This is a genomic window from Aquimarina pacifica (genome assembly GCF_000520955.1).
Taxonomy (GTDB): Bacteria; Bacteroidota; Bacteroidia; order Flavobacteriales; family Flavobacteriaceae; genus Aquimarina; species Aquimarina pacifica.
On record NZ_JACC01000001.1, the window covers coordinates 190862 to 203665 of the forward strand.

At 33.3% G+C, this 12804-nt stretch carries 10 protein-coding genes; 3 read left to right on the top strand and 7 right to left on the bottom strand.

Going from position 1 to position 12804, the window contains the following annotated elements:
* Positions 1-98: 98 nt before the first annotated feature.
* The 6 genes from DZ60_RS0100730 to DZ60_RS0100755 form a co-directional block, all read right to left on the bottom strand.
* Positions 99-950, bottom strand: coding sequence for a 5-oxoprolinase subunit C family protein (locus DZ60_RS0100730; RefSeq protein WP_025739612.1), 852 nt, complete (start codon positions 948-950; stop codon positions 99-101).
* Positions 950-1681: a 5-oxoprolinase subunit PxpB gene (pxpB, locus tag DZ60_RS0100735; protein WP_025739613.1), complete on the bottom strand. Its 732-nt coding sequence runs from the start codon at positions 1679-1681 to the stop codon at positions 950-952. The genes DZ60_RS0100730 and pxpB overlap by 1 nt, the downstream gene beginning before the upstream one ends.
* Positions 1681-2412: a phosphatidylinositol-specific phospholipase C domain-containing protein gene (locus DZ60_RS0100740; protein WP_025739615.1), complete on the bottom strand. Its 732-nt coding sequence runs from the start codon at positions 2410-2412 to the stop codon at positions 1681-1683. The genes pxpB and DZ60_RS0100740 overlap by 1 nt, the downstream gene beginning before the upstream one ends.
* 22 nt (positions 2413-2434) lie before the next feature.
* Positions 2435-3655: an Nramp family divalent metal transporter gene (locus tag DZ60_RS0100745; RefSeq protein WP_025739616.1), complete on the bottom strand. Its 1221-nt coding sequence runs from the start codon at positions 3653-3655 to the stop codon at positions 2435-2437.
* A 157-nt stretch (positions 3656-3812) separates the two neighbouring features.
* Positions 3813-5351: a YifB family Mg chelatase-like AAA ATPase gene (locus DZ60_RS0100750; RefSeq protein WP_025739618.1), complete on the bottom strand. Its 1539-nt coding sequence runs from the start codon at positions 5349-5351 to the stop codon at positions 3813-3815.
* A gap of 419 nt (positions 5352-5770) precedes the next feature.
* A complete protein-coding gene (locus DZ60_RS0100755) occupies positions 5771-7105 on the bottom strand; it encodes an aspartate kinase (protein WP_025739620.1) in 1335 nt (444 codons plus the stop codon).
* A 111-nt stretch (positions 7106-7216) separates the two neighbouring features.
* On the opposite strand from DZ60_RS0100755, the gene DZ60_RS0100760 reads away from it, so the two are divergent.
* Complete coding sequence (locus DZ60_RS0100760) at positions 7217-7861, top strand: hypothetical protein (protein WP_025739623.1); 645 nt, start codon at positions 7217-7219, stop codon at positions 7859-7861.
* A 65-nt stretch (positions 7862-7926) separates the two neighbouring features.
* Here DZ60_RS0100760 and DZ60_RS0100765 read toward each other — a convergent pair whose 3' ends face one another.
* Positions 7927-10002, bottom strand: coding sequence for a M13 family metallopeptidase (locus DZ60_RS0100765; protein WP_025739625.1), 2076 nt, complete (start codon positions 10000-10002; stop codon positions 7927-7929).
* A gap of 573 nt (positions 10003-10575) precedes the next feature.
* Between DZ60_RS0100765 and DZ60_RS0100770 the strand changes: the two genes are divergently transcribed.
* Entirely contained in the window at positions 10576-11109 is a 534-nt protein-coding gene (locus DZ60_RS0100770) for a hypothetical protein (protein WP_025739627.1), read from the top strand.
* 267 nt (positions 11110-11376) lie between these two features.
* On the top strand, positions 11377-12774 hold the full coding sequence (locus tag DZ60_RS22185; RefSeq protein ID WP_025739628.1) for an ATP-binding protein: 1398 nt from the start codon (positions 11377-11379) through the stop codon (positions 12772-12774).
* Positions 12775-12804 lie beyond the last annotated feature (30 nt).

The window sequence follows — 12804 nt, forward strand, 5'->3', positions numbered from 1 at the left end:
GGGATTTTCCCCCTGCACAAGAAAGGGGTTTTTCCCCCTAAACATTATTATTTGATTATACTACTTTCGCAAAAGCAAGTATCAGTGCTTTTCCTCACTTACTCTACTAGCTCAAAAGCAAAGGTTTCTTTCATTCTTTTTTGTGCAATCATATTAATTGCTTCTTCACTTAATTGTAGTACCCTAGGATAGCCACCTGTTGTCTGACAATCCCTCATTAAAACCATTAACATGCCTGATGGTGTCATCTGAACCGTTCCTGGTAAAACAGGTCCTGTCAACATAGAAGGTAAAGAATTAGGCAGTCGCTCCTCTAACTGAATTGCCATTCTATTTATAGCATTGGAGATTGTAAATTGGTCGTCTAACAATCTACTTTTTTGGGTATCTGATAGCCAATTAAATTCTGCACCTTTATATACAGGCAATTTCTTGTTTTTTTGTAGATCAAAAGAAGTAGAAATAGTTGAGAAATGGTTTTCAAAAAAATGCATACTTCTATAGGGTATCGCGTCATTTTTCTTTAACACCCATTGCGGAGATATCGATTTATAAAAAGATCGACTCTTGAGAACCATTGGGGATAAAAAACCCCCTTTAACTCCGATATAGCCATACACCCCTGTTTTACAAAAATCTATTCGTAAAACGTCATTTTTGTATATTTTTATTTTGCGGTATGCCCCCACTTTTTTATCATTAATAAAAGTAGTTGCAATAGCACCTGTTAATACGATCTCTGTATCCTCAGAAAATTGTAAAACCGGCGCCCGAAATGCCCATTCTATGCACGCTTCGTTGTTTTGATTTCCTAACAAATGATTGGCTAATCTATAGGCCACTTGATCCATAGCCCCGCTTTGTGGTACACCATATTGCCCAAAACCAAACCGACCCTGATCTTGTAGCGTAGCGAGTACTCCAGATGTAAGAATTTTGACTTCAGCCATTATAAAAAATCAGGGGTTAATTCTAATATTCCTTTACTTGCTTTTTCTTTAATCTCAGTATACTCATTTATTGATACCGCATAAAATTGAATGCTATCACCAGCATAAAATACTGAAGGTAATGCAGCTGACACATCAAACAAATCTACTGGACATCGTCCTATGACATGCCACCCTCCTGGGCTATCAATTGGGTATATACCAGTTTGTTTACCCCCTATGGCGACAGCACCTTTTTTAATATTTAATGATGGTGTACTTTTTCGTGGTTCATGTAATTTTTTATGAAGTCCTCCTAAGTATAAAAAACCTGGTAAAAACCCTATAAAATATACACTATAAACCGCACTGGTATGAAGAGCAATGACCTCATCAATGTGTATTGACTTATTTTTTGAAAATTCTATTATATCCGTGGCAAATACCTCTGAATAACACACAGGTATTTTCCAGAGTCTTTTTTTTCTCGATACCGAAGTGTTTGCAGAATCATAGAGTGATTTGAGAATAGAAAAATGCTCAGGGAAGTCATCTAACATTGTCGAATAACAGACCAATAATGAATTGTATCCTGATATAACCTCAACAACTAAGTTTCCATAAAATTCACTAATCTTTTTTTTAAAAAAAAGAAGATCCTCTAAGATCTCTTGATCTATTTCGGCTGGCCATTGTATCAAAATAGATCTTTCTGAATACTTTTTATATGTTACATTGTATTTGTTGCTCATTATCCAATATCATAATTTAAATCTTTAAGTCTAGCATGCAAATGAGTAAGAATTGCAACAGAGTTAGGATGATCACCATGCACGCAGATCGTATCAAAAACGATTGGCAACTCCTCTTTTCCTACTGTTTTCACCTTGTTTTTTGCTACCATCTTATATACATGTTCAAAAACCTCTTCTGCACTTTTTAATACAGCTTGTTCGTTGTCGCGAGAAACCAATGACAAATCATTGGTATACATGCGATCCGCAAAGGCTTCATAACACACTTCAAATTCATTTTTACAAACATCTGCTAACTTCGAGTTTTTAAGTGTTAGTACAATAGGCTTCTTTCCCGTATTTTTTATGGATTCGTAAATTGCCTGAGCGACTTCTTGATTCGATATGGCTTCATTATAGAGCGCTCCGTGTGGTTTTACATGATGCAATGTTTCTCCATTTTTTTCAATGTAGTAATTAACAACCTTTAACTGTTCGGTAAGTGATTGTACTAGATCTTCATATGGTAAGGACATTACTTTTCTTCCAAAATTAGAACGATCAGGATACGAAGGATGTGCCCCAATTTTTACATTATGCTTAATCGCTAATTGAATAGTTTTCTCTATTTCCTTTTCACTACCTGCATGACTACCACAAGCAATATTACACCAAGAAATATATGGCATAATCTGATCATCAACCCCGGTTTCTTCTCCTACGTCTGCGTTAAAAAGCACATTATTCATATCTCTTTATTAAAAAAACATGTTACAAACTACTCATTACATTCCAGATACTTCTGAAACCTAAAAAAATTGTAATTAGTAAAATTAAAAAACCTAATACATTCTGAAATCTTGAATTGGTATACACTCCCAAAACATTTTTTTTATTTACGATCCACAAAAGAAACCCTGCAATTACAGGTAACAAAAGTCCGTTTGCTACTTGTGCAAACTGGATCACTTTGATTGGCTTAATCCCTATAGAAGAAAATAATACACCAACACATAAAACAAATATCCAAACAGATCTAAACTTTTTACTTTTTAGCGTAACATCCCAACCAAGGCACCCTTTTATTACATAAGCTGCGGCAAGTGGTGCTGTAATTGCAGAGGTAATCCCTGCCGCAAAAAGACCAATTGACAACACATATTTTGAAGCAGATCCAAAAACAGGCTCTAAACTTTTTGCAAGATCAACCGCTGTATTAATTTCGGTATTGTTTACCGCAGCACCTGCTATTATTATTGCCATAGAAATAACCCCTCCTATTCCTATCGCCAACATACTGTCTTTTCGTACCATAGGTAAATCATAAGGGTGTTTCCATTTTTCTTTTACTATTGAAGCATGTAAAAATAAATTATACGGCACTACCGTTGTGCCTACTAATCCTACTACCATAAGTAATTTTTCTGTAGATAATTTAGGAACAAAACCTTGAAGTAACATAGCGAAATCGGGCTTGGTAACGGCTGCAACAATACCAAAAGAAATACTCATAAAGAGTACAAGGACAATCAAACTACGTTCTAAAAACTTATAATTACCCACAAATAGAATTAAAAAAGCTAGTATCCCAATAAGCAGGCTTGCATAATTAAACCGAATAACACCTATATTAATTTCTAAGGGCCCTATGATTGAAGAAAGCCCCATAACACCTCCACTAATATTTCCAGCTTCATAAGCCACATTGCCAATGAAAATTGCTGAAATAATAATTCCTATTAATATTTTTCTAATTATTTCATTGGTACATTGAGATCGTATCACCTCACTTATTCCTTTTTGGGTAATTATACCTAGTCTTGCTGCCATTTCCTGCAATACTATACACGCTATAATCGATAATACCAATGCCCACAATAATGTATACCCAAAACGCACTCCCGCCAGTGTACACATGGTTACGGTACCTGGACCAATAAATGCTGCCGTTACCAATGCACCTGGACCAATATTAGACCACCATTTTTTCAATTTCAAAAATTTAATTAATTAATCTCCTCTAAAATGAATAATAGATCAATATAGTCGAATCCTACTATATGATTTAATAACTTAATTAAAAATATGGATTTCTTTAGATAAAGAAAATATAATTGAATAAGAAAAAATAAATAGTGAATCAAAATATTTACCCCAACCACCCATCACGATCCAAACTTCTGTATTGAATAGCTTCTGAAATATGATCTCCGTTGATATGAATTTCATCATCAAGATCCGCAATCGTCCTAGACACCTTCAGTATTCGATCATAAGCTCTTGCAGAAAGATTTAGTTTTTCCATTGCGTTTTTCAATAATGTTTTTGAGTTATTATCTAGTTCACAATATTCTCGTATTTGTTTTACCCCCATCTGTGCATTATAATGAATGTTGGGTAACGTAGAGAAGCGTTGTGTTTGTATATCCCTTGCAGCGGTTACTCTATTGCGAATAACGACACTTGATTCTCCTTTTGCTTTTTCACTAAGTTTTTCAAACGGAACGGGGGTAACTTCTATATGAATATCAATCCTATCTAATAAAGGCCCCGAAATTTTACTCAAGTAACGTTGCATTTCTGCAGGTGATGAAGTTGCAGGAGCATCAGGATCATTAAAATATCCACTCGGACTAGGATTCATGCTAGCTACTAGCATAAAGCTTGAAGGGTACGTTACTGTAAATTTGGCTCTAGAAATCGTTACTTCTCTATCTTCTAATGGCTGTCTCATTACTTCTAATACATCTCTTTTGAACTCTGGTAATTCATCAAGAAATAATACTCCGTTATGTGACAACGAAATTTCACCTGGCTGCGGGTAACTACCACCCCCTACCAAAGCGACATTTGAGATCGTATGATGCGGGCTACGAAATGGGCGTTCTGCCATTAGGCCAATATTATCTTTTATACGCCCAACAACACTATGAATTTTGGTCGTCTCAAGTGCTTCTTGTAATGACATCGGGGGCAGTATGCTTGGCAATCTTTTACTTATCATTGTCTTACCACTCCCTGGAGGTCCTACCAGAATTATATTGTGACCTCCTGCAGCTGCAATTTCCATACACCTTTTTATACTTTCTTGTCCTTTTACATCGGCAAAATCAAATTCTGGATTATCCAATGCCGCAAAGAACTCTTCTCGTGTATCTACGATAGTTTGCTCTAAAACTCCTTGATCATCAAAATAATCTATAACTTCCTTAATATTATCAATCCCATATACTTCGAGATTATCAACAATTGCTGCTTCTTTTGCATTTTGCTTAGGCAAAATAAACCCTTTAAAACCTTCTTCACGTGCTTTAATTGCAATAGGCAGTGCTCCCTTTATTGGCTGCAAACTTCCATCTAATGAAATTTCTCCCATAATCAAATATTCAGAAATATTGTCTGCTTTAATTTGAGAACTTGCAGCCAAAATGCCCAATGCCAGCGTAAGATCATATGCAGAACCTTCTTTTCTCAAATCTGCCGGTGCCATATTAATGGTTATCTTTTTTCCTGGTAATTTATATCCATTATTTTGCAATGCAGCTGCTATACGATAACTACTTTCTTTGATCGCATTATCTGGTAACCCCACTAGATGATACCCTATTCCTTTATCAATATTTACCTCAACTGTTATGGTAGTCGCTTCGACCCCAAAAACAGCACTCCCAAAAACTTTTGTTAGCATAATTTATGTTTGATCCAAATGCAAACATACTACCTAGTAGTTCTATAAAATGAAACATTTTTTTTGTATGAGCAGTAAAGAATATTTTTATAACTATAGTACAAATTAGTTTAACTGGCTTTGTACATTATAACTTAATGATAAGGTTAGAAAACACCATAATTACAAATATTTTCTGGGTTTCTGCATAACGTTGTTATGGCTACACAAGAACTTACTTATATTATTGTATTTGTAGTAAATTAAGTTTCAATAGGGTTTCTAATATATATGGCTGACCTAAAAGAATAAAAAAAGGGCCACAACATTCGTACAGTTGAGACCCTTTTTTAATGAACAAAGGATATGTTTTATAATAAACGTATTTAGACTTTTCTTTTCGCTAGAAATTTTACTAAAAAAAGCTAAATAAATACTATTTAGGAAACAGCTGCTTCCTTATTTTGAAATAATTTTTTATTTAAAAACTGTAGTGTTTCTATTTTATCTTTGGTATCAACAAGAATAGAAATATTATTATTACTACCACCATAAGAAACCATCCTAACAGGTATATAGTTTAATATCTCGAAAAGCCTGTATGAATTTTTATCATTAATTACTGATTCACCAACGATGCATATAATACTATGATCTTCTTCAACTGTTACCTCTGCATATGTTTCTATTTCTTTGACGATTTTATCTAAATTGGTAACATCATCTATTGTTAATGATATGGCAATCTCTGAGGTTGTAATCATATCAATTGAGGTATGATGCGTATCAAAAACTTCAAAAATTCTTCTCAAGTATCCATGAGCCATCAACATCCTGTTAGACTTAATTTTAATTGCCGTAATACCATCTTTTGCCGAAATCGCTTTCAATCCTTTTTCATAAGTCTTATTAGAAATAACGGTACCTGATGCCTGCGGATCAAAGGTGTTTTTTAATAATATAGGGATATCTCTACCAACCACTGGAGAAACAGTTTGTGGATGAAGAATTTTAGCTCCGAAATAAGCCAACTCTGCAGCCTCATTATATGTTAAATGGGAAATTGGATGCGTCTGATCAACATGCCTAGGATCATTATTATGTAATCCATCTATATCTGTCCAGATTTGAACCTCGGTAGCATCAATTGATGCACCAATTATAGTAGCTGTATAATCACTTCCCCCTCGCTTAAGCGTACTAATTTGCCCTAAGTGGTTTCTGCAAACAAATCCTTGAGTTATGTATATTGAGGCGGTTTCATTATCCTCTAACACCTCTCCTATTCTTTTACGCACTTCTTTCAAATTTGGGTTTTCTGTAGAACCTACATACATAAACTCCTTTGCATCTAATAAAACATTTGATACACCAATAGCATTTAAATAACCCGAAAAAATATGTGTCAGCAGTGTTTCTCCTGAAGTAATAATTCTCGCATCAACAAGCTCTGAATATTTTTGATTAGCGATATCAAACATATCAGTAATCATAGAAGACAAATCATTTTTCAGACTATTTTTTAGATTTTCGTCTGTAATCAACTCATCTATAACTTCGCTATGTTTAGTCTCTAATTGATGTAAACTTCTTGTAATAGACTCAGAATCTGCTAACTTAACATATTCTATTAGCTGTACTAATTGATTAGTAACCCCAGACATAGCTGAGCAAACCACCACTTTTTTTTCTGTGTCAGAGATAAGAATTTCTTTTACTCTTTTAAGGTTTTCTACAGATCCTACCGACGTACCACCAAACTTTAAAACTTTCATCAATTACGTATTTTAGTATTTTTAATCGTGCATAATTAATTAATAACTCACAAAAAATAAACATTTTACGGAAAAAAATGTAAATTTATACAAAATGTTAAATATATAACAATGAAAACGATCACCGACTGTGTGCATAATATATTGCGACACCAACCTTTTCTTGAGGATGCACTATTTAGAGATATCATAAATTTTAGTTCTCTTGCACTAGATATGCAACCCAAGGTGGAGCAAATAATGAAAAAACCAGTAAAACCAGGTTCTATTGTAATGGCCTTACGACGATATCACCCCAGACGTATAAAGCATATTGATAACCTAAAGAGCCTTGGAGATATTGTGGTGCGTTCTGGTATTACAGAATATACTTTCCTAAACTCAAACACCATATTAACAAGTCAAAGCAATCTATTGGATAGTGTAAAAAATGAAACCAAAGCTTACTTTACCTACTCAAGTAATTTTCAGGAAAGTAATATACTTGTTACATCTTCACTTAAAAGTATTGTAGAAAAACATTTTAAAACTGAGACCTGTATCTCTATTGCAGATAACCTTTCATCTATTTCTATTGCCTTGCCTGAGGATAACTCTAAAGCAGTAGGATTATATTTTTACATATTTAAGCTATTAGCTTATGAAGGGATTCCGGTATTCGAGGTTATTTCTACGTCTAATTATTTTACATTATTTTTAGAAAGTGAATATGTAAACAAAGCTTTCTTATTAATGAATGAAATAAAAGAAAATTAGGCCATAAAAATGCTCCAAAAGCAGTTTTTATGACCTAATATGTTATTAGATTTGTATATCAGTATTTACCAGATTTGTACTCTCTTCTCAGGTTCTAAATACATACTATCTGTTTCTTTGATATCAAATGCTTCGTAAAAAGACTGTACATTAAGTAATGGCTGAATTGCTCTTATCTCTCCGGGAGAATGTGTATCTGTTTTTATACGGTTTCTTAATTCTTCTTCTAACACCTTTGTTCGCCATATGGTGGTCCAAGAAATGAAAAAACGTTGTTCTGCTGTAAATCCATCAATATCATCTGGCCTTCCATTCTCTGCAAAATGCATTTGTAATCCATCATATGCACCAAGAACACCTCCTAAATCTCCGATATTTTCACCCAATGTAAATTTACCATTAATAAAGACACTATCCAGAACCTCTATGGCACTGTATTGTTCTGCAAGAGCATTTCCTCTTTCTGTAAATTTTGCCAAATCCCCTTCTGTCCACCAATTAGACAAATTACCATCTGCATCAAAACGAGCTCCAGAGTCATCAAATGCATGTGATATTTCGTGCCCAATCACAGCCCCTATACCACCATAATTAACAGCTGCATCAGCAGTATAATTATAATAAGGTGGTTGTAATATAGCTGCCGGAAATACTATTTCATTGTTCAGAGGATTAAAATAAGCATTTACTGTCTGTGGTGACATCCCCCACTTTGTCTTATCAACTGGTTCTCCTATATCATCATAACTCTTATTTACTGCCCATTTTCGTACTGCAGCCATATTATCAAAATATGACTTATCCGAAGAAACATCCATTTTAGAGTAATCTTCCCATTTATCAGGATATCCAATTTTTACGGTGATTTTTTCTAATTTCTCAATCCCTTTAGTTTTTGTCTCATCACTCATCCAATCTAATTTTTTGATACGCAACTTAAATGCTTCTATTACATTGGTAATCATTTTTTCTGCCTGTTCTTTTGCTTCTGGCGGAAACTTTTCATCAACATATAACTTACCCAAAGCTTCTCCTAATGAATTATTTACAGTGGCTAATGCTTTTTCTTCTGCAGGGCGTTGTTGCTTCTGTCCTTTTAAATATTTGTTATAAAACTCCCAATTTGCATTTTCTATCTCGGTAGTTAGAACCCCTGTAGAACTATTAAAAGTGTCCCAACGAACTAAGGTTTTCAGGTCCTCAATAGGGGTTTCTTTTAGAAACTTATCTAATTCTTTGGTATACTTTAACTGCGTAACCAAAATAGTATCAAATGGTTTGGTAATACCTAGATCACTAATCATTTTTTTAAGATCAATAGAAGCTATCATTGCATCCGCCTCCTCCATAGATCGTGGATTATTAAAATTACGAACATCTCTACTTGCAACTTTATCTAATCTCGGTTCTGCCAACTTAGTCTCAAGTTCAAGGATTTTATCTGCTGCAACGATTGCTTCAGATTCTTTATCTCCCAAAATCTGAAACATTCTGGCAATATGTTTTTTATATTCTTCTCGTATTTCTTTTGACTTCGTATCCTGAGCTAGATAAAAATCTCTTTCAGGTAATCCCAATTGATTTTCGCCGAGATACACGGCATTCATTGCACTATTATTGAGATCAGGAAACACTACAATACCCGCAAAAGGTGCATGTACTGAAGGGTTTTTAGCAACGACTTCTTGTAAATCTGATAAATTACTAATATTTGAAATTGCTTCAAAAGCAGGAAGGATAGGATTAAGGCCTGCTTTATTTCTTGCCACTGTATCTAATTTAGTTTCAAAAATAGCCAATGCCTTTGCTTGGTCCATTTCTGGACTATATTTTTTACTTTCTTTGGCCTTTTTTAGAATCGCAAGGACATCTTCATCAGTTGACCTTCTTAGTGCATCAAAACCTCCCCAACGTACTCGGTCTCCCGGAATTTCGGTGTTTTTCATCCAATTACCGTTCACATAATTATAGAAATCCGTATTCGGATCAACCAAAGTATCCATATTTTCTAATACAATCCCAGGAACTGTTACTACTTCTGACTCTACCGGAACATCTATTTTCTTACTTTCTTTTTTACAACTTACCGAAGTTACCAGTAAGATGGATAAAGCATAAATGCTATTAAATTTTATTTTCATTCTATGTTGAGTTAAATTATCAAGTAATTAGACATGATTGACCAAAATCTGTTACTAAAAAAAATGTAAAATATATAAAATGTAAAATTAGAACACATTTAGTCTTCTTTTTTAACGAAAAAATAAGATTTAAGACACTTTTCCTCTAAATTAACAGTAAATAGAAATAATGCTCTCTACCAATTTATACGACAAAAAAACTTCTTTGGTAAAAATTCATTATAAATATTTTCTATTCTATTCTTACAAGTATATTTCTACCAACTATTATTGTTTGGAAGCCATTTTTATTAAATTTTAAAAAACAATCATTGTAATTTCTCATAAATTTTAATAAAAAGTTAAAAAAAAAATATTTTCCAAATCCCAGTAATTTCGGCTGTTCCCTTAAATTTTTAAGCTAAAACCGTAACACATAATCAATATTCACCATAAAAAATTAGTGTTTTTTGCATAAAAAAATGTATATTGTCGTATGTTTTGATAATTACAGCGATTATTTTTCACATAATGTAAGTAAAAACCTACTTTTTAGGAAATCAAAATGAGGTTTAACCCTAAAACCAAAGCTATATGAAAAAATTTATACCCTTGTTGATGCTATTGGTGACAAGCACAATAGTAGCAAACACAAAAATTGACATTTCTTATAAACTAATGTCGGTTACAGAAAACACCATTGTTGATGGTTTAGATGAGAATACCGAAGAAGGAGTCATCTTTATTACAGAAAGTTTACATCTCGAAGAAGGAGTTCGTATAAAAGTCAGAAATGCATGCTTAATAATTCTCGGAGACTTAACAGGTACTGGGATTATCGACGTCGATGATTCTGCTACCGTTACCCTAGAAGGAGATAAAAGAGGAAGATTTACGTTTATAAATCAGTTTTTGGCAGATAATACTTGCCAACAAAGTACAGATGAAAAAGTTTTCAAATCTATTAGAGAGGTTCCTAAAGGACTAGGATACAGTCTTTATAGTATGTCTGGAAGACTTCTTGACAAAGGTGAAGTTGACGATTATCTTCATGATTATGTAGATCCTAAAAAATATCTAATCAAAGTAGAAGGATACAAACTAACTGAAATAGTTTTTAAAATATAATTTATCAAATTAAGTAAGGTTAAAAGTCCGCGTTAGTTTTCTTTCGCGGATTTTTTTTCATTTTTGGTTTACATCATTTCAAAAAAAATTAAAAAACTTTATATTTATATCAAAAACCCCACTAAATATTAGTTTCTAAGAAAAAAATTAGAAAAATAAAGTACTATCATTTTAGACTTTTTGACTTCGCCAATGTAAAACTATTTTTAATCGAAGCCTAAAGTCTAATTGTATCAAAAAAGATTCAACCAAATCTATTTATATTATATGATAAGATTATCATGGTTAAAATCTGAAGCAGCTAGATATGCTATTTATGGAGCTGCATTTGGATTACTTTTTCCGATTCTTGCTACTTACATCGATATAGAAAGACTTCGTCTAGATCTGTCTTGGAAATCTGTTGTTTTTGTGCAAAAACAGCATCCTATCCACTTTATAATAGATACTGCTCCCTTCTTTCTTTCAATATTTGCTATGTTTGGGGGATTAAACTTAGATAGGCTTAGAGATAAAAACGAACAAATTTTAGCTACTTCGAAACTAAAACAAGACTTTCTTGCTAATATGAGTCATGAAATTCGAACTCCTATGGTCGGCATCATCGGGATGATTGATTTACTTTCAAAAAACACCAGGTTAGATAAACTGCAAGAGGAATATGTAAAAACAATTCATCAATCTTCATTTAATCTATTAGATATAGTAAATCAAATACTAGATTTATCAAAAATGGAAGAAGGTAAACTCGATTTGTCCTCGGGTCATATCAATTTTAAAAACTTGATGAACCAGAACCTTCACTTGTTTTTACCCACTGCTACTGAAAAAAATATCGATCTTACTCTAAATTATTGTAAACAATTACCTGAAAATATTCTAGCTGATAGCAATAGACTCTCGCAAATACTATCTAACCTAATTAGTAACGCTATCAAATTCACAGAAAATGGAAATATCCATATGAATGCTACCAGACTATCACAGGAGGATAAAAAAGTAGTAATCAAAGTAGAAATCATTGATTCTGGAATAGGCATTAGTAAAAAAGATCAAGAAGCACTCTTCAATCGATACACACAGTTTAACACTAATTCAATTAATTATAGTGTAGGAAGTGGGTTAGGACTCTCAATCTGCAAAAAGTTGGTCAATCTTATGCAGGGAGAAATAGGCGTAAAAAGCGCACCAAATAGCGGCAGCACATTTTGGTTTACCTTTGTTGCTCACTGTACAGATTCAAGTTTGGTTGAGAAAACCAAGATCAATTCAGAAAAACCAAATTACAATTTGCATATTTTGTTGGTCGAAGACTCAGAAATTAACATTGTAGTCTCTCAGCAGATATTAAAATATCTGGGATGTACTACTGATGTAGCAAGAGACGGTATAGAAGCAATACAGATGTTCGAAGAAAATAAATATGACCTTATCCTAATGGACATCAATCTACCCAAATTAGATGGGATAGAAACATGCAATGTAATACGCAAAAGATACACTAATATACCTCCCATAATTGCTATAACATCGAATGCACTGGCCGGTGATTCAGAACGATATATAGCCAAAGGACTTGATGATTGTATTACAAAACCATTTACCACAGAAACACTAAACACCAAATTGCAAAATTGGTTCGGAAATCACTTAAAACATCACTAATCAAGTACATACATTACTACATCAAAAAAA

What these genes read in the sequence shown, in the direction of transcription:
- DZ60_RS0100730 (WP_025739612.1), bottom strand. Translation starts at nt 950, where the DNA reads ATGGCTGAAGTCAAAATTCTTACATCTGGAGTACTCGCTACGCTACAA.
- pxpB (WP_025739613.1), bottom strand. Translation starts at nt 1,681, where the DNA reads ATGAGCAACAAATACAATGTAACATATAAAAAGTATTCAGAAAGATCT.
- DZ60_RS0100740 (WP_025739615.1), bottom strand. Translation starts at nt 2,412, where the DNA reads ATGAATAATGTGCTTTTTAACGCAGACGTAGGAGAAGAAACCGGGGTT.
- DZ60_RS0100750 (WP_025739618.1), bottom strand. Translation starts at nt 5,351, where the DNA reads ATGCTAACAAAAGTTTTTGGGAGTGCTGTTTTTGGGGTCGAAGCGACT.
- DZ60_RS0100755 (WP_025739620.1), bottom strand. Translation starts at nt 7,105, where the DNA reads ATGAAAGTTTTAAAGTTTGGTGGTACGTCGGTAGGATCTGTAGAAAAC.
- DZ60_RS0100760 (WP_025739623.1), top strand. Translation starts at nt 7,217, where the DNA reads ATGAAAACGATCACCGACTGTGTGCATAATATATTGCGACACCAACCT.
- DZ60_RS0100765 (WP_025739625.1), bottom strand. Translation starts at nt 10,002, where the DNA reads ATGAAAATAAAATTTAATAGCATTTATGCTTTATCCATCTTACTGGTA.
- DZ60_RS0100770 (WP_025739627.1), top strand. Translation starts at nt 10,576, where the DNA reads ATGAAAAAATTTATACCCTTGTTGATGCTATTGGTGACAAGCACAATA.
- DZ60_RS22185 (WP_025739628.1), top strand. Translation starts at nt 11,377, where the DNA reads ATGATAAGATTATCATGGTTAAAATCTGAAGCAGCTAGATATGCTATT.